The organism is Micromonospora sp. NPDC048835, assembly GCF_040649995.1.
Lineage (GTDB): Bacteria > Actinomycetota > Actinomycetes > Mycobacteriales > Micromonosporaceae > Micromonospora.
This window is the reverse complement of record NZ_JBEZGM010000005.1, coordinates 141,766-158,370: the sequence shown is the minus strand read 5'-3', so window position 1 is coordinate 158,370 and position 16,605 is coordinate 141,766. Positions and strand designations below refer to the sequence as shown.

The following is a 16,605-nucleotide window of genomic DNA, read 5'->3' as shown; positions in this document are numbered from 1 at the left end:
TCCCGCCACGCCAACCCCGTCCCGCTTCGTCGATCAAGGAGTTGTGGTGGTGGACAAAGCACCCGAGTGATGCCAAACCAGGCACCACAACTCCATGATCGACAAGGCCAGGCGGCCAGTGCGGCGATCTTGCACTTTCGGTTGCCAGATCGCGGCTTACGCCCCTTTCGTCGGGGCAGAAACTGCAAGATCGCGCGAGGCACGCGAGGCACGCGAGGCACGCGGGGGGTTACACCAGGCAGTTGACGATCTCGGCTACCGAGCGGCGGCGGCCGGTGTAGAACGGGACCTCCTCGCGGACGTGCCGGCGGGCGCCGGAGGCGCGCAGGTCCCGCATCAGGTCGACGATCCGGTGCAGTTCGTCGGCCTCGAAGGCGAGCATCCACTCGTAGTCGCCGAGCGCGAACGAGGCGACCGTGTTGGCCCGGACGTCCGGGTAGCCGCGGGCCATCTTGCCGTGCTCGGCAAGCATCTCGCGCCGCTCCGCGTCGGGCAGCAGGTACCACTCGTAGGACCGGACGAACGGGTACACGCAGATGTAGGGGCGGGCCTCCTCGCCGGCCAGGAACGCCGGGATGTGGCTCTTGTTGAACTCCGCCGGCCGGTGCAGCGCCATCTGCGACCACACCGGGGTCAGCGCCCGGCCCAGCGTGGTGCGGCGGAACCGCAGGTACGCGTCCTGGAGCGCGTCGGGGGACGCCGAGTGCCACCAGATCATCACGTCCGCGTCGGCGCGCAGGCCGGAGACGTCGTACACGCCCCGGACGACGACGTCCTTGCCGGCCAGCTCGTCGAAGAGGGACACCACCTCGCCGGTGACGTTGTCCCGCAGCGACGGCAGCGGGGAGCTGGCCCGGAACACCGACCACATGGTGTAGCGGATGCTGTCGTTCAGCTCCCGCAGCCGGGCCGCGTTGGTCTGCTCGGTCATCTCGCCGATCCTCCCAGTGCTGTGATGATCTCTTCGGCCGCCGTCTCGCCGGAGCGGACGCAGACCGGAATACCGACGCCGTCGTAGCCGGCGCCGGCGAGGACCAGGGTGGGGTGCGCGGCCCGCAACGCCGTGCGCGCGGCGGCGAGCCGGTCGGCGTGCCCCGGCGCGTACTGCGGCAAAGCGCCGCCCCACCGCTGCACGTGCCCGTCGACCGGGGCGGGCAGCGGGGCGCCGAGCACGGCCGACAGCTCACGGTGCACGGTGGCGGCCAGGTCCTCGTCCGGGCGTTGCAGGTGCGCCTCCTCGCCGTACCGACCCACCGAGGCGCGCACCAGGGCCAGCCCGTCCGGCCGGCGCAGGTGCCCCCACTTGGTGGTGAAGAAGGTCGCCGCCTTGGTCAGCAGGCCCTCGGTGCTCGGCACCAGGAAGCCGGACAGCTCGGGCAGTCGCGGTTGCGGCAACGCCATGGTGACGAGCGCGACGCTGGCGTAGTCGAGCGCACCGACGCCCGCCGCCACCTCCGGCGCGGAGCCGGCGAGCAGCCGCGCCGCCGGTCGCGCCGGCACCGCGAGCACCACGGCGTCCACGTCCACCAGCTCGGCGTCGCGGGTGCTGCCGACAGTGAGCCGCCAACCGGTCGCCGTCGGGGTCAACTCGCGCACGGCGGCGTCCCGCCGCACCGTCGCGCCGCTCGCCGTCACCGCCGCCTCGACGAGCGTGCCCAGCCCACCGGCGAGGGTGCCGAAGACCGGGGCGCCTGGCGCACGCGGCGCGGCGGCCTGCGCGGCCCGGACCGCACCGACCAGGGTGTGCTCCACCCGGGCCGTGCGGGCCAGCGCCGGCATCGTGGTGACCAGGCTGAGGTCGTCGGCACGGCCCGCGTACACGCCGCCGAGCATCGGGTCGACAAGCCGATCGACCACCTCGTCACCGAAGCGGGCCCGGACCAGCGCACCCACCGAGACGTCCGCGTCGGGCCCGACCAGCGGCCGACCGCCGTCGACGTCGGCGTCCGCGGCCGGGCGGGCGACGGTGGCCACCCGATCCAGATCCCCGGGTACGCCCACCAGGGTGCCGCCCGGGATGGGGCGCAGCCCGCCGTCGACGACGAGCGCGGCCTGCCCCACGGTAGGGTGCACGATCCTCTCGGCCAACCCGAGCCGGCGGGCCAACGCCACCGCCGCGCTCTCGGCGCCGGTCGGGTCGCGCATCAGGAACGACTCCGCGCCGAACTCCACCGGTTGACCAGCCAGCTCCCCGGTGCGCAGCTTGCCGCCGAGCGCGCCGGACTGCTCGTACACAGTGATCTCGGTGCCGGTCGGCGCGCGGTCGCGCAAGCGGACCGCGGCGGCCAGGCCGGCGATCCCGCCGCCGACCACCGCCACCCGCCAGGGCTGCCGCATCGCCTTCTCAGCCCTGGTCGGCCCGGCGGCTGGAGAGCTCGTGCACCAGCGCGACCACCCGGGTCAGCACCTCCGGGTCGGTCTCCGGCAGCACCCCGTGACCGAGGTTGAACACGTGCCCGGGGGCGGCCCGGCCCTGCTCCAGGATGCGCCGGACCTCGGCCTCCACCACCGGCCACGGCGACAGCAGCACGGTCGGGTCCAGGTTGCCCTGGACCGCCTTGTCCGCGCCGATCCGGCCGGTGGCCACGTCCAGCGGGGTACGCCAGTCGACGCCGACCACGTCCGCACCGGCCTCGCCCATCGCGCCGAGCAGCTCGGCGGTGCCCACCCCGAAGTGGATCCGGGGCACCCCGGCGGGCGACCGCTCCGGCTCGGCGCGCCTGTCGCCGCGCTCCGACCCGGAGCAGTCGTCTGCGAGCCCGCTCAGCACGGCGGTCGAGTGCGGCAGCACGAAACGGCGGTAGTCGGCCTCGGAGAGCGCGCCGGCCCACGAGTCGAACAGTTGCACGGCGGAGACGCCGGCCTCGATCTGCACCCGCAGGAAGGCGAGCGTCACCTCGGCCAGCCGGCCGCAGAGCGCGTGCCACAGCTCGGGGTCGCCGTACATCAGGGCCTTGGTCTTCGCGTGGGTGCGGGACGGCCCACCCTCGACCAGGTAGCTGGCGAGCGTGAACGGCGCACCGGCGAAGCCAATCAGCGGGGTGTCGCCCAGCTCCACCACCAACTGCCGGACGGCCTCGTCCACGTACGGGACGTCGTCGCGGGTGATCGGGCGGATCCGCTGCACGTCGTCGGCGGTGCGGATCGGCTCGGCCACCACCGGGCCGGTGCCCGGCACGATGTCCAGGTCGATCCCGGCCGCGGCGACGGGCACCACGATGTCGCTGAACAGGATCGCCGCGTCCACGCCGTGCCGGCGCACCGGCTGGAGGGTGATCTCGGTGACCAGATCCGGGCGGCGGCAGGACTCCAGCATCGGCACGCTCGCCCGGATCTCCCGGTACTCCGGGAGGGAGCGGCCCGCCTGGCGCATGAACCAGACCGGGGTGTGCGGGACGGGCCGGCGTCGACAGGCCCGGATGAAGGGCGAGTCGGCTGGTCCGCCGGGGCGGGAGTCTCCGTCTCGGGCGGCAGTGCCCGTGGTGTCCGTGGTCATCGCCGCAATCGTGCCACGCCCGCCACCGCAGACCGGGTGGGGGTGAGAGGAAGGGCACCGTTCCTTACGCCCGGAGCCCGCCACGAGCGTCGGCGCGCCGTCCGAGCGGGCGACGGACGGCGGCATAGGCTGCTCACATGCCCCCCCCGATCGCGCTCCCGGAGACGTTCGCCCGCGCGGTCGCCGGGCTGCGGTCGGCCGCCCCCCGGCCGGAGATCACCCTGGAGGAGGTCGGCGCCCCCCAGCGGCTGGCCCCGTACGCGTTCGCGCTCTCCGCGACCGTGCTGCGCGACGACGACGAGGTGGCGACCGGCCGGCTGATCCTGCTGCACAACCCGGCCGGGCACGAGGCGTGGCAGGGCACGCTGCGGCTGGTCACCTACGTGACCGCCGAGTTGGAGGTCGACCTGGCCGCCGACCCGCTGCTGCCCGGGGTCGGCTGGACGTGGCTGACCGACGCGCTCGACGCCCAGGACGCCGGCCACCGGGCGATCGGCGGGACGGTCACGCAGACCATGTCGACCCGATTCGGCGATCTCGCCGGGCCACCGACGATCGGTGACATCGAGATCCGCGCGTCCTGGACCCCGATCGACGACGACCTCACCCCGCACCTGCTCGGCTGGTGCGCCCTGTTGGCCTCCACGGCCGGCCTGCCCCCACCCGGCGTGACCGCCCTCTCCGACCGCCGCTCCGCCGGCGCCGCCTGACCCCCGGTGTCCGGAAGGACACTTCGCGGACACCTGATCGACACACGCCGGACCGGCTGCACCCGCTGGATCTCCACGCGCACTAGGGTTGTCAGGTGACCGACGAACCACCCCTGCGCCGTCGGCCCACCGAGGAACTTCCGGGAACCGCGCCCCAGCACCCGCCGTCGGCCCAGCCGCAGCCGGCGGGCGAGGGGGGCCACCCGGCCGACGGTGGGCCCGTTCCGCTGATCGCACCACGTGACGGCACCCCCGATCCGGTGGCCGCCCCGGCCGAGCTTGCCGAGGTCGTGGCCCGCTTCGCGGCGGGCACCGGCCCGGTCGCCCTGGACGCCGAGCGGGCATCCGGCTACCGCTACAGCCAACGGGCCTATCTGGTGCAGCTACGCCGGGCCGGTGCGGGCACGGCGCTGATCGACCCGCTGCCCCTGCCCGACCTCAGCACCCTCGACGCGGTGATCGGCGAGGCCGAGTGGGTCCTCCACGCGGCCAGCCAGGATCTGCCCTGTCTGGCCGAGGTGGGGTTGCACCCGCGCCGACTGTTCGACACCGAGCTGGCGGCCCGGCTGGCCGGCTTCGAACGCGTGGGGCTCGCCGCGCTCACCGAGCAGTTGCTCGGGTTCACCCTGGAGAAGCACCACTCGGCCGCCGACTGGTCGAGCCGACCACTGCCCGAGTCGTGGCTGACGTACGCCGCCCTCGACGTGGAGCTGCTCACCGACCTGCGGGACGCGCTCGACGCCGAGTTGACCCGGCAGGGCAAGTCGGCCTGGGCCACGGAGGAGTTCGCCGCGCTGGTCCGCACCGGGGCACGCCCGCCGCGGGTCCGCGCGGAACCGTGGCGGCGCACCTCCGGCATCCACCGGCTGCGGGGGGCTCGGGCCCAGGCCCGGGTTCGCTCGATGTGGTACGCCCGGGACCAGATCGCGTCCCGGCGGGACGCCGCTCCCGGTCGGGTGCTGCCCGACTCGGCGATCATCGCGGCGGCCGAGCTGGACCCGAAGGACGAGAAGACGCTGCTGACCCTGCCGGGCTTCGGTGGCCGGTCGGTCCGTCGGCTGGCCCGCACCTGGCTCGCCGCCCTCGACGACGCCCGGCAACTGCCGGAGGATTCGCTGCCGGTCGCTCCGGCCGTGGAGGGTCCGCCCCCGCCGCACCGGTGGGCCGAACGGGACCCGGTGGCGGCCGGCCGACTGACCCGCTGCCGTGAGGTCGTGATCCGCATCGCCGGTGAGCACAACCTCCCGCCGGAGAACCTGATCACCCCGGATTCGATCCGCCGGTTGGCCTGGACCCCGCCCGAGGAGGTCACCGAGGAGGCGGTCGCGGAGACGCTACGCGGCCTCAACGCCCGCGAGTGGCAGATCAACCTCCTCACCCACAACCTCACCGAAGCCCTCTCCCCACCCCTCTAAACCCCCACCCCCCACGGATCCACACCCCCTCGACCTCCCCGTTGGTGCGCTCCGGGTGTGGGGTGGGCCACAGCGGGGGGTGCGGACGGGCTTGGTTACTGACGAGTAGCATTCGGGGCAACGTGCCCCTCGGCTAGGAGGCTCCAGTGCCCCGTGAAGTTCGCGACGTCGTCTTCGTCGACGGCGTCCGTACCCCGTTCGGCAAGGCGGGTGGCATGTACGCCAACACCCGCGCCGACGACCTGGTGATCCGCTGCATCCGGGAACTGATGCGGCGCAACCCGCAACTGCCCCCGGAGCGGGTCGAGGAGGTCGCCATCGCGGCCACCACCCAGATCGGCGACCAGGGCCTCACCATCGGCCGCACCGCCGCTCTGCTGGCCGGGCTGCCCAAGACCGTCCCCGGTTTCGCCATCGACCGGATGTGCGCGGGTGCGATGACCGCCGTCACCACTGTGGCCAGCGGCATCGCGATGGGCGCGTACGACATCGCCATCGCCGGCGGCGTCGAGCACATGGGCCGGCACCCGATGGGTGAGGGCGTCGACCCCAACCCGCGGATCATCGCGGAGAAGCTTGTCGACCCGTCCGCGCTGGTGATGGGCTCCACCGCGGAGAACCTGCACGACCTGGTCCCGCACATCACCAAGGCACGCACCGACGCGTTCGCGCTCGCCTCGCAACAGAAGACCGCCAAGGCGTACGCCAACGGCAAGCTCCAGGACGACCTGGTGCCAGTGGCCATCCGCGACGCCGAGGGTGCGTGGGGTCTGGCAGGAGTGGACGAGGCCCCCCGGGACACCTCGCTGGAGAAGCTGGCCACCCTGAAGACCCCGTTCCGCCCGCACGGCAAGGTCACCGCGGGCAACGCGGCCGGCCTGAACGACGGCGCGACCGCGAGTCTGCTGGCCGACGAGGCCACCGCCCGCGAGCTGGGCCTGCCGGTCGCGATGCGGCTGGTGTCGTTCGGCTTCGTCGGTGTCGAGCCGGAGGTGATGGGCGTCGGCCCGATCCCGTCGACGGAGAAGGCGCTGCGCCTCGCCGGGCTCAGCATCGACGACATCGGCCTGTTCGAGCTGAACGAGGCGTTCGCCGTGCAGGTACTCGCCTTCCTCGACCACTTCGGCATCGCCGACGACGACGCCCGGGTCAACCCGTGGGGCGGCGCGATCGCCATCGGTCACCCGCTCGCCTCCTCCGGTGTGCGGCTGATGACCCAGCTGGCCCGCCAGTTCGCCGAGCACCCCGAGGTGCGCTACGGCCTCACGGCGATGTGCATCGGCATCGGCATGGGCGGCACTGTCATCTGGGAGAACCCGCACTGGGAGGGTGGCAACAAGTGAAGGCACCGAACGAGGTCGTCACCCGCGCGCTGCTGCGCCAGGTGAACGTACCGGGGCTGGACCGTCCCGCCGCCCTGATCACGCTTGACAACGGGTTCGACCACACCAAGCCGAACACCTTCGGCCCGGGTGGGCTGGCCAGCCTGGACGAGGCGATCACCGCGGCGCTCGCCGCCGACCCGGCGTTCATCGCGGTGACCGGCAAGCCGTACATCTTCTGTGTGGGCGCGGACATCGTGGGCCTGCCGCAGCTCGCCGACCGGGCGCAGGCACTGGAGATCGGCCGGCTCGGGCACCGGGTCTTCGCCCGACTCAAGGACAGCACCGTCCCGACCTTCGCGTTCGTCAACGGCGCGGCGATGGGCGGTGGCCTGGAGTTGGCGCTGCACTGCCACTACCGGACGCTCTCCGGCGGCGCGGCGGCCCTCGCGCTGCCCGAGGTCTCCCTCGGTCTGGTGCCCGGCTGGGGCGGCACGCAGCTCCTGCCGAACCTGATCGGCATCCCCGCCGCGACCCAGGTGATCATCCAGAACCCGCTGATGCAGAACAAGATGCTCAAGCCGAAGCAGGCCGCCGAGCTGGGCATCGCGGACGTCCTGTTGGAGCCGGCCGACTTCCTGGAGCGGTCCCTGGAGTGGGCCGCCGGGGTGGTCCGGGGTCAGGTCACGGTGACCCGGCCGGAGGTCGACAAGGACATGTGGGCGGGGGTGCTCTACTTCGCCCGGGAGACGCTGAACCAGCGGTTGCACGGCGCGGTCCCCGCCGCGTACAAGGCGCTCGACCTGTTGGAGACGGCCAAGGATGGCGACTTCGCCGCCGGCACCGCCGCCGAGGACGAGGCCCTCGCGGACCTGGTCTTCTCCGAGGAACTGCGCAGCGGCCTGTACGCGTTCGACCTGGTGCAGCGGCGGGCCAAGCGGCCGGCCGGCGCACCGGACAAGGGCCTGGCCCGCACGATCACCAAGGTCGGCATCGTCGGCGCCGGCCTGATGGCCAGCCAGTTGGCGCTGCTGTTCGCCCGCCGCCTCCAGGTGCCGGTGGTGCTGACCGACCTCGACCAGTCCCGGGTGGACAAGGGCGTCGGCTACGTGCACACCCAGATCGAGAAGGCCGTCACCAAGGGCCGGATGGACAAGGGCACCGCAGCCAAGCTGTACGGCCTGGTCAGCGGCTCTGTCGACAAGAGCGCCTTCAGCGATGCGGACTTCGTCATCGAGGCGGTCTTCGAGGACCTGGGCGTCAAGAAGCAGGTCTGGGCCGAGTTGGAGAAGATCGTCTCCCCGGAGGCGGTGCTCGCCACCAACACCAGCTCGTTGTCGATCACCGAGATGGCGGCCGAGCTGGAGCACCCGGAGCGGGTGGTCGGCTTCCACTTCTTCAACCCGGTGGCGGTGCTGCCGCTGCTGGAGATCGTCCGGGGTGAGCGCACCGACGACGTGACCCTCGCGACCGCGTTCGCGGTCGGCAAGCAGCTGAAGAAGTCGAGCGTGCTGGTCAAGGACGCTCCGGCGTTCGTGGTGAACCGGCTGCTCACCCGCTTCCTGGGTACGGTCTTCGCCGCCGTCGACGCCGGCACCCCACTGGACGTGGCGAACAGCGCCCTGGACCCGCTGGGCCTGCCGATGCGCCCGCTCGCCCTGCTCCAGCTCGTCGGGCCGGCCGTCGCGTACCACGTGGGCGGGACCCTGCACGCCGCGTACCCGGACCGGTTCTCCGCCAGCGAGAACCTCAAGCGGATCGCCGACTCGGGCAAGCCGATCGTGGTCGACGACCAGGTCAACGAGGAGGTGGCCGCGCTGCTCGTGGTGGGTGACCAGCCGTTGACCGCCGAGCAGGTACGCCAGAACGCGCTCGACGCGCTCGCGCAGGAGATCCGGCTGATGCTCGACGAGGGTGTGGTCGCCGAGGCACAGGACATCGACCTGTGCATGATCCTGGGCGCCGGTTGGCCGTTCCACCTGGGCGGCGTCACGCCGTACCTGGACCGGACCGGCACCTCCGAGCGGGTCACCGGCAAGCGGTTCCTGCCGCGCGGCGCGGCCAGCCTGCCGGCCTGAGCAAACGGCCAGCCTGAGTCGTTCGCAGCACCACCGTCGCGGTGGTCGGACCGTCCCTCCTGGACGGCCGGCCACCGCGACCGTTTGTGATCAGGTGCCCGATGGAGGCGTGCCTACGCAGGGACAACGGCGGGGTCGGGCACCGGGTTAGGATCACACGTTTTGCACCCCCATATTGGAGCTGACTGATGTCCCAGCCGCCGGCCAATCCGTACGGCCCGCCGCACGATTCCTCCGACCAGCCGCAGCAGCCGGGCGGTTGGCCGCCGCCGCAGCAGGGGCAGCCGCAGCAGTCCGGCGGCTTCCCGCAGGCCCAGCCGGACTTCCCGCCCGCGCAGCCTGGTTTCCCGCCGGCGCAGCCTGGTTTCCCGCCGGCCCAGCCTGGTTTCCCGCCGGCCCAGCCTGGTCAGCCGTACGGTGACCCGAACTTCGCCGGCGGCCCACCCCCGGCCAAGAAGTCGAACGTCGGCAAGATCGTGCTGACCGTGCTGGCCGTGGTGCTGGTGCTCTGCCTCGGTGGTGCCGCAGCCGCCTGGTTCGCCCTCAAGGGGCCGGTGAGCGAGGCCGTGGACGCCAGCAAGACCCGGGTGGTCGCGCCGGAGACTCTCGCCGGCCGGCCGAAGCTCACCGAACCGCAGCTGCAGCAGGCCGCCGAACAGGCGGTCAGTGGAATGAAGGCGGTGGCGCAGAACGAGACGAGCACCGTCGCCGCGTTCTACGGCGACCCGGCCAAGCAGGACCTCATCATGATCACGGGGGTGTCCGCGCTGCTGACCGACCCCAAGAAAGAACTCGACGCCTACGTGAAGGAGCTCGACAAGCAGCTCACGGTGACGAACATGGCGGCCGTCGACGCCGGCCCGCTCGGCGGTGAGGCCCGCTGCGGCGACGGCAAGGCCGAGTCGGTGCCACTGGGCATCTGCGTCTGGGCCGACCGGGGCAGCCTGGGCATGGTGGTGATGTACTTCAAGTCCGCCGACCAGGCGAAGGCCGAGTTCACCACGATCCGGGGCCAGGTCCAGAAGCAGTCCTGAGCCGTACGCGACCGGGGCCCCGGCCACCCTCGGGTGGTCGGGGCCCCGTGCCGTACGTCGACGGTCAGGCCGGTTCGGCGACCTGTGCCGTGGTGGACGCCGCTGCCGCGGCCCGCGCCGCCGCCGCTGCCGCCCGCTCGGCGGCGTTGCCGAGCACGCAGAACTCGTTGCCCTCCGGGTCGGCGAGCACCACCCAGCCACCGCCGGTCGGGCCGACGTGGTCGGCGACGAAGGTCGCGCCGATGCCGAGCAGCCGCTCGACCTCCTCGGCCCGGGTCCGGTCAGCCGGTTGCAGGTCCAGGTGCAGCCGGTTCTTCACCGTCTTGCCCTCGGGCACCGCGATGAACAGCACCTCCGGGCCACCCGGCGGCAGGAGCATCGCCTCCGGGTCGCCGGGGAAGTCGTCGGGCTGCCGTGGGCAGTCGAAGACCTGCGACCAGAAGCCGGCGAGGGCGTACGTGTCGGCACAGTCGATGCTGATGTTGTGGATCGTCGAACTCATGCGTGGTCCTCCACGATGGTGGCGTGGTGCGGCCGTTGGGTACGCGGCGCACCACGCAGGAACTGGTTTCCCTTCGAGTGGGCGATCAGCGCCCGACCCGTGCGGGGGCGCTCCGCCTCCGAGGTGTCAGCCGACGCGGACCCGGGGCGCGGAGTCGACATAGGTGGACATCGACGCACCCCCTCTCATCTCGAGCTGACGGAGCGATCGTGCCATCGGCCGAGCCGGGCGCGCAACCCCGTTCAGCCGGGGCTGGGCAACGCGCCGTTGAGCGCCGGGGCGTCCGCCGACGGCAGGGTGACCGTCACCTCGAGACCACCACCCGACTGCGCGATCACCCGCACGGTGCCGCCGTGCGCCGTGCAGACCGCCCGGACGATGGACAACCCCAAACCGGAACCACGGGCGCCGGTACGTTCCCGACCCCCACGACGGAACGGCTCGAACAACCCCGGCACGTCGACCTGGTCCACCTCGAAGCCGGTGTTCCCCACCACCAGCCAGGACTTGACACCGTCGGTCCCGGTACGCACCCAGAGCCGGCCGTGCAGGTGGTTGTAGCGGACCGCGTTCTCGATCAGGTTCCCGGCCAGCCGGTCGAGCAGCCCCGGGTCGCCGACGACAGGCGCGGACTCCAGCGACGTCTGCACCCGCAGACCGATCCGCTCCACCTCGCGACGCATCGCCGAGAGCGCGTTGGCGGTGCCCGCCGCGAGATCACACTCGGTCCGCCGGCCCAACTGCCGACCGGCCTGCGCCTCGCTGCGGGCCAGCACCAGCAACGCGTCCACCAGACCGTTCGCCCGCTCGGAGGCGTCGCGGACCACCGTCGCCATCCGTCGGTACTCGGCGGCGTCCGCGTCGTCATCGCTGAGCGTCACGTCGATCTCCGTCCGCATCACGGCGAGCGGCGTCCGCAGCTCGTGTGAGGCGTTCGCCACGAAACGTCGCTGCGCCTCGAACGCGGACGCGATCCGGTCCAGCATGGCGTCGAACGTCTTGGCCAGCTCGGCCACCTCGTCGTCCGCGCCCGAGTAACCGATCCGCTGGTCCAGGGTCGCCTCACCGAGCCGCTGCGCGGTGGCGGTGACCTGGTGCAGCGGGCGCAGCGCCCGGCCGGCCACCGCGTACGCGCCAGCCACCCCGACCACGCTGATCGCCAACAGCGCGACCAGGCCCTTGGCCAGCAGTTCCCCGGAGGCGGCGTCGACCAACTGCCGCTGCCACTCGGCGGCGTCCATCTCCCGGCCGTCGGAGAGCAGCACGATCGTGCCGGGCACCAACTCGTCGGTGGGCCGCAGCGCGTCGCGGACCAACAGCCAGGCCAGCAGCACCAGGATCGCTCCGGCCCCGATCAGCAGCACCCCGTTGAGCACTGTCAGCCGCAGCCGCAGAGTGGGCCGCAAGCGGCGAGTCACAGCACACCCTCGATTCGCGACTGCGGGGCTCGCAAAACCGGCTCACTCCTCGCGCTCATGCGCTGACCTCGGCGGTGCGGTAGCCCGCGCCGACCACCGTTTCGATCAGCGGTGGGTCGCCGAGCTTCCTGCGCAGCGTCATCACGGTGACCCGGACGATCGTGGTGAACGGGTCGGTGTTCGCGTCCCAGACCCGTTCCAGCAGCTCCTCACTGGAGACCACCGCGCCACGCGCCTTGAGCAGTTCGCTGAGCACCCCGAACTCCTTGTTGGTGAGGTCCACCGGCACGCCGGCGCGGGTGGCCACCCGGCGGGCCGGGTCGAGCACCAGATCGGCCAGTTCGAGCACCGGCGGCGCGGCCGGGGTGGCCCGACGGCCGAGCGCCTGCACCCGGGCCACCAGTTCGTCGAAGGCGAACGGCTTCGGCAGGTAGTCGTCCGCGCCGAGCTGCAACCCCTCCACCCGGTCGGCCACCGTGCCGCTCGCGGTGAGCATCAGCACCCGGGTCAACGCGCCGGAGGCCGCCAGGTCGGCGCAGATCTGGTCACCGTGCACGCCGGGCAGGTCGCGGTCGAGCACCACCACGTCGTACCTGGTGACGAACGCCGCCTCGTGGCCGGCGTCGCCGTCGTAGGCCACGTCGACAGCCATCCCCCGCTTGCGCAACCCGCGTGCGATCGCGTCGGCGAGGTTGCGCTCGTCCTCGACCACCAGTACCCGCATCCCGGCCTCCTCGCTGCTGACCACCGACAACCTAGTGCCGGCCGGCAACAATCGTCCCTCGCCGTCCGCGCCGGGCGGCGTTGCGGGCCACCACGGCGTACGCGATGCTGGCCGGCGGCACCGAGCGACGGACGGACCTGGCATGACCACAGCGGCACCACCCACCCGGCGGGACATCGCCTACCGGGGTTTCCACCTGCCCGGCGACACGACGAGCGGCAGCGGCGACGGCGTACGCGCCGGCGGGCGAGGGCTCACCCTCGACGGTGTCGCCGAGCGGGGCACCTGGACGGCACCGCCGGTACGGGTCGGCTTCGCGGTCGCCGACGTGGTGCCGTCCTGGACGGCCGACACCCCGGGTGGCTGCTGGATCGAGGTCGACCTGCGCGGCTGGCACGACGACGCGCCAAGCACCGACTGGTACCGGCTGGCCCGCTGGGCCGCCGACGACCGGGAGGTACGACGCACCTCGCTGCCCGGACAGCGCGACAGCGCCGCCCGGGTCGACACCGACACCCTGGTCGTGACCGGAGCAACGGTCACCGGGTGGCAGGCGCGGGTGACCTTGTGCCGGCCCGCCGACGACCCCACCGGCCCGGTGCTGCGCAGCCTCGGCGCGGTCGCCAACGGCCCGACCCCGACCGACCAGGGGTACGAGCTGACGCCCGCCGCGTCCGCCGCCTGGGGCCGGGTGCTTGACGTGCCCCGCTACTCGCAGCGGCTGCACGCCGGCCAGTACCCGCAGTTCGGTGGTGGTGGCGACTCCTGGTGCAGCCCCACCTGCACCTCGATGGTGCTCGCCTACTGGGGCGCCGCGCCGGCACCGGAGCACTACGCCTGGGTGCAGCCGCCCGGGTCCCGACCGGTGGTGGTGCACGCCGCCCGACACTGCTACGACCAGGCGTACGCCGGGGCCGGCAACTGGCCGTTCAACACCGCGTACGCCGGTCTGCACGGGGTGGACGCGTTCGTCACCCGACTACGGTCCCTCGTCGAGGCGGAGTCGTTCATCGCCGCCGGCATCCCCCTGATCGTCTCCGCCGCGTTCCGCGCCGACGAGGTACCGGGCCTCGGGTACGACACCGGCGGGCACCTGATGACCCTTGTCGGCTTCACCGCCGACGGCGACCCGGTGCTCAACGACCCGTACGCGCCGGACGACGACGCGGTCCGCCGTACCGTGCCGCGGCGGGGCTTCGAGGCGGTCTGGCAACGCGGCAGCGGCGGGGTGGCGTACGTGCTGCGACCGCCGTCGGTGCCGCTGCCCCCGCCGCCCGAGCAGGCCAACTGGTGATCAGTCGGGAAGTTTCCAGAGCCGGTACTCGCCGGCCGCACTGCACACCAGGTAGCCGGTGATCGCCTGACACTCCCCGGTGGCGTCGGGCAGCACGTCCACGATGCGCACCTCTGCGGCGCCGACGTCCAACTCGCCGACGAGCACCCCGGCGTCGGGGTGCCGCCGGATGCCGACCAACCGGCCGCCGGGACCGAGTTGGTACAGCTCCCACCGGCCCAGGTCGGCCACCTGCTGGCCGGTCATCGCATCGAGCACGATGTACTGCTCCAACGGGCCGATACCGCTGATGTTGGCCATCAGCCGGCCGTCGGTCGGCCAGGCCCACCCCCACTGGGTGCTGCGCCAGCGCACCCCGCCGGTTGCCGGGTCGAGCGCCTGTAGTTCGTTGTTGCCGGTGCGCACACACAGAACGGGGCCGCAGTCCAACGCGAAGTCGACGTGGAGCCGGGCACGGGTCCAGCGGGCCTCAAGCTGATCAAGCCCGTACGCGGTGACCGTGCCCGAGCCCCTGTCGATGGCCAGCAGCAGGTCCTTCGTCAGGTCCAGGCCGATCCGACCACCGTCGGGCGGGCGCAGGTCGGCGCGGGCCAGCACCGCGCCGGTGATCGCGTCGCGTACCTCGACCGGCCCGTCCGCCTCGCTGAGCACCACCCGGTCCACCCCGCGCTCGGTGTCCCGCACAGTCGTCTCGGCGCTGGCGCCGGAGAGCTGCCAACGCACGGTGCCACAGCACGGATCGACCACGCGCAGAGTGGACGGTAAGGTCTCGCCGCCGTCGCGCAGCAGCACGTTGCCGTCGGTCAGCTTGGAGACGGTGCCTGGCTGCTGCCACCGGTACGCCCCGGTCGCCCGGTCCAACGCGATGGTCATCGTCGCCCGACCCTCCGGGCCGATCTCGTAGCCGGTGGCAAGCAGCATCCCGGCCAGTGGGGTCATCCCCCAGTACCTGGCCTCCGCCGACAGCGGCGCCTGCCAGACCGGCTCGCCGCCGGGTAGTCGATAGGTGGACACCCGCGCCCGTCGGGTCGCGGTGGTGGCCGGCTCCAGGACCAGGAGGAGGTCACCGTCGATCATGAGGTCGGCCCCGGACCGGATCGGCAGCGTCAGCGGGGCCGGCCGGGAGGGCGTGACGACGGAGCCGGCGAGCGCGACGAGCGCGAACAGCACGACGAGCGCGCAGCGCAGCGGGCGACCGTGGGCGCGGGTGGGGCGGGGCAGAGATTCCGGTTCCGAGCCGTGCCGCAGCTCACCGAGGTCGATCACCGAGCCGCTCACCGCGTCAACCGCCACAGCGCGGTGCTGCCGTCGAGGCGCTGGCAGAGCACGACCGGCAGGGACACCTGGCAACTACCGGCGACGTTCGGGAGCACGTCCACGACTCGCGCTCGCGCGGCTGCCAGATCGAGTTCGGCGACGACCATCCGACCATTGTCGCCCCGCCGCACACCGGCAAGCGGTGCGTCCGGCCCGGGCATCGACATCAGCGTCCAGGCACCCAGCTCGATGCGTTGCCGCCCGGTGGCCACGTCCCGGACCTCGTACCCCCGGCCGGGTTTGGCCATCAACAACCGACCGTGCCGGACGTCGACCAGGTTGTCCTGGCTCGGCTCCGACCACCGCACCACACCGCTGGCCGGGTCGAGCACCTGCAGGCCGCCGGTCTGCGGTATCACGCAGAGCAGGCCGGCGCAGCTGACCGCGTAGCTGGCCAACGGAACCTCCGCCGTCCACAGTGGCTCCAGACCGGCCAGCCGGTAGGCCACCAGCCGGCTGCTACCGGGAGGTACGAGCAGCAGCAGGTCGTCGACGACCTGGATCCGCTGGAACGCCGCCCGGTCACCGGGCAGTGTGTCCACGCTGCCCAGCAGCCTGCCGGTGACCGCGTCGTGCACCCGCACCTCGCCGGTCGCCTGGAGCAGCGCGAACCTGTCGACCCGGCCCTCGACGACGTGGTAGGAGAGGTTCGCCGACGCCGCGATCGGCACCGACCAGATCGATCGGCCGGAGTCGGGATCGATCCGGGTCATCGCGCTCGGCTCGTCCTGCCGGATGTTTGATTGCAGCAGGCCGTCACCGACCGCCGGTTGGACCGCCCCCGGGAGCTGCCAACGCTGCCTGCCCGTCGCGCCGTCGTAGGCGGTGGTCTGGAACATCCGGTCCGGTGCGTTGACCGCCACGGCCAGCACCAACCCACGCTCGACCCGGACGTCGAGGTAGTCACCGGTGCGGGCGAGCGACGCCTGCCAACGCCGCCGCACCCCGGTGCCGGTCGCTGTGGGCTGGTCGTACGCGGTCAGGTAACGGTCCCCGTCGGGGGTCGGCGGATCGACGACGAAGACGCCGTCCGCGGCCAGGTACACCGTGGCCCTCCGCGCCGCCGGCACCGTGCTCACCGCCCGCTGCGGCACCGGCGCGGCACCGGCCAGCACCACCAGGCTGAGCACGAGCACCGCCGCGCTGCGCACCGGGCGACCCGCGGCGCGCGGGCGGCGATCCGGGGGCCCCGCCGCGGGCTCGTCCCGAACCTCGCCCAGCTCGATGATCGACAACGATCGTCCCTCCGTCACCAGTCAAGGCTGGCCGACAGGTCACCGCCCGGCAAACCGACC

Annotated in this window: 14 protein-coding genes; 6 read left to right on the top strand and 8 right to left on the bottom strand. The window is 72.7% G+C overall.

Annotated elements, in window-relative coordinates:
* Positions 1-229: 229 nt before the first annotated feature.
* The 3 genes from hemQ to hemE are packed head-to-tail and all read right to left on the bottom strand — an operon-like array spanning position 230 to position 3,496.
* Positions 230-931: a hydrogen peroxide-dependent heme synthase gene (hemQ, locus tag AB0C15_RS08660; RefSeq protein ID WP_196921722.1), complete on the bottom strand. Its 702-nt coding sequence runs from the start codon at positions 929-931 to the stop codon at positions 230-232.
* Complete coding sequence (hemG, locus tag AB0C15_RS08655; protein WP_357350136.1) at positions 928-2,337, bottom strand: protoporphyrinogen oxidase; 1,410 nt, start codon at positions 2,335-2,337, stop codon at positions 928-930. The genes hemQ and hemG overlap by 4 nt, the downstream gene beginning before the upstream one ends.
* A gap of 7 nt (positions 2,338-2,344) precedes the next feature.
* Positions 2,345-3,496 (bottom strand): uroporphyrinogen decarboxylase, encoded by a 1,152-nt coding sequence (gene hemE, locus AB0C15_RS08650; protein WP_357350134.1) that lies wholly within the window; start codon positions 3,494-3,496, stop codon positions 2,345-2,347.
* A gap of 137 nt (positions 3,497-3,633) precedes the next feature.
* Here hemE and AB0C15_RS08645 point away from each other — a divergent pair, with 137 nt between their 5' ends.
* The 5 genes from AB0C15_RS08645 to AB0C15_RS08625 all read left to right on the top strand — a co-directional run bounded on the left by AB0C15_RS08645 (position 3,634) and on the right by AB0C15_RS08625 (position 10,055).
* Positions 3,634-4,206 carry a DUF3000 domain-containing protein gene (locus tag AB0C15_RS08645; RefSeq protein WP_357350132.1) on the top strand — a complete coding sequence of 191 codons (573 nt, stop codon included), beginning with the start codon at positions 3,634-3,636 and terminating at the stop codon, positions 4,204-4,206.
* Positions 4,207-4,301: 95 nt separating this feature from the next.
* Positions 4,302-5,621 carry a ribonuclease D gene (locus AB0C15_RS08640; RefSeq protein WP_357350130.1) on the top strand — a complete coding sequence of 440 codons (1,320 nt, stop codon included), beginning with the start codon at positions 4,302-4,304 and terminating at the stop codon, positions 5,619-5,621.
* A 146-nt stretch (positions 5,622-5,767) separates the two neighbouring features.
* On the top strand, positions 5,768-6,964 hold the full coding sequence (locus AB0C15_RS08635; RefSeq protein WP_357350127.1) for a thiolase family protein: 1,197 nt from the start codon (positions 5,768-5,770) through the stop codon (positions 6,962-6,964).
* The gene (locus AB0C15_RS08630) at positions 6,961-9,021 is read left to right on the top strand and encodes a 3-hydroxyacyl-CoA dehydrogenase NAD-binding domain-containing protein (RefSeq protein WP_357350125.1); all 2,061 of its coding nucleotides are present in this window, start codon (positions 6,961-6,963) and stop codon (positions 9,019-9,021) included. The genes AB0C15_RS08635 and AB0C15_RS08630 overlap by 4 nt, the downstream gene beginning before the upstream one ends.
* Positions 9,022-9,209: 188 nt before the next feature.
* Entirely contained in the window at positions 9,210-10,055 is an 846-nt protein-coding gene (locus AB0C15_RS08625; protein ID WP_357350123.1) for a hypothetical protein, read from the top strand.
* A gap of 64 nt (positions 10,056-10,119) precedes the next feature.
* Here the strand turns inward: AB0C15_RS08625 and AB0C15_RS08620 are convergent, their stop codons facing one another.
* The 3 genes from AB0C15_RS08620 to AB0C15_RS08610 form a co-directional block, all read right to left on the bottom strand.
* Positions 10,120-10,557: a VOC family protein gene (locus AB0C15_RS08620; protein WP_357350121.1), complete on the bottom strand. Its 438-nt coding sequence runs from the start codon at positions 10,555-10,557 to the stop codon at positions 10,120-10,122.
* Positions 10,558-10,799: 242 nt separating this feature from the next.
* Positions 10,800-11,975 carry a HAMP domain-containing sensor histidine kinase gene (locus tag AB0C15_RS08615; RefSeq protein ID WP_357350119.1) on the bottom strand — a complete coding sequence of 392 codons (1,176 nt, stop codon included), beginning with the start codon at positions 11,973-11,975 and terminating at the stop codon, positions 10,800-10,802.
* Positions 11,976-12,030: 55 nt separating this feature from the next.
* Complete coding sequence (locus AB0C15_RS08610; protein WP_357350117.1) at positions 12,031-12,699, bottom strand: response regulator transcription factor; 669 nt, start codon at positions 12,697-12,699, stop codon at positions 12,031-12,033.
* 142 nt (positions 12,700-12,841) lie between these two features.
* Here AB0C15_RS08610 and AB0C15_RS08605 point away from each other — a divergent pair, with 142 nt between their 5' ends.
* Positions 12,842-13,993, top strand: coding sequence for a peptidase C39 family protein (locus AB0C15_RS08605; protein ID WP_357350115.1), 1,152 nt, complete (start codon positions 12,842-12,844; stop codon positions 13,991-13,993).
* Here AB0C15_RS08605 and AB0C15_RS08600 read toward each other — a convergent pair whose 3' ends face one another.
* Positions 13,994-15,271: a PQQ-binding-like beta-propeller repeat protein gene (locus AB0C15_RS08600; RefSeq protein ID WP_357350113.1), complete on the bottom strand. Its 1,278-nt coding sequence runs from the start codon at positions 15,269-15,271 to the stop codon at positions 13,994-13,996. It lies immediately after the preceding gene.
* Entirely contained in the window at positions 15,268-16,563 is a 1,296-nt protein-coding gene (locus AB0C15_RS08595; RefSeq protein ID WP_357350111.1) for a PQQ-binding-like beta-propeller repeat protein, read from the bottom strand. The genes AB0C15_RS08600 and AB0C15_RS08595 overlap by 4 nt, the downstream gene beginning before the upstream one ends.
* Positions 16,564-16,605: the final 42 nt, after the last annotated feature.

Excerpts from the sequence above, each read along its gene's own strand:
- hemQ (WP_196921722.1), bottom strand. The coding sequence starts at position 931 with ATGACCGAGCAGACCAACGCGGCCCGGCTGCGGGAGCTGAACGACAGC.
- hemG (WP_357350136.1), bottom strand. The coding sequence starts at position 2,337 with ATGCGGCAGCCCTGGCGGGTGGCGGTGGTCGGCGGCGGGATCGCCGGC.
- hemE (WP_357350134.1), bottom strand. The coding sequence starts at position 3,496 with ATGACCACGGACACCACGGGCACTGCCGCCCGAGACGGAGACTCCCGC.
- AB0C15_RS08645 (WP_357350132.1), top strand. The coding sequence starts at position 3,634 with ATGCCCCCCCCGATCGCGCTCCCGGAGACGTTCGCCCGCGCGGTCGCC.
- AB0C15_RS08625 (WP_357350123.1), top strand. The coding sequence starts at position 9,210 with ATGTCCCAGCCGCCGGCCAATCCGTACGGCCCGCCGCACGATTCCTCC.
- AB0C15_RS08620 (WP_357350121.1), bottom strand. The coding sequence starts at position 10,557 with ATGAGTTCGACGATCCACAACATCAGCATCGACTGTGCCGACACGTAC.
- AB0C15_RS08610 (WP_357350117.1), bottom strand. The coding sequence starts at position 12,699 with ATGCGGGTACTGGTGGTCGAGGACGAGCGCAACCTCGCCGACGCGATC.
- AB0C15_RS08605 (WP_357350115.1), top strand. The coding sequence starts at position 12,842 with ATGACCACAGCGGCACCACCCACCCGGCGGGACATCGCCTACCGGGGT.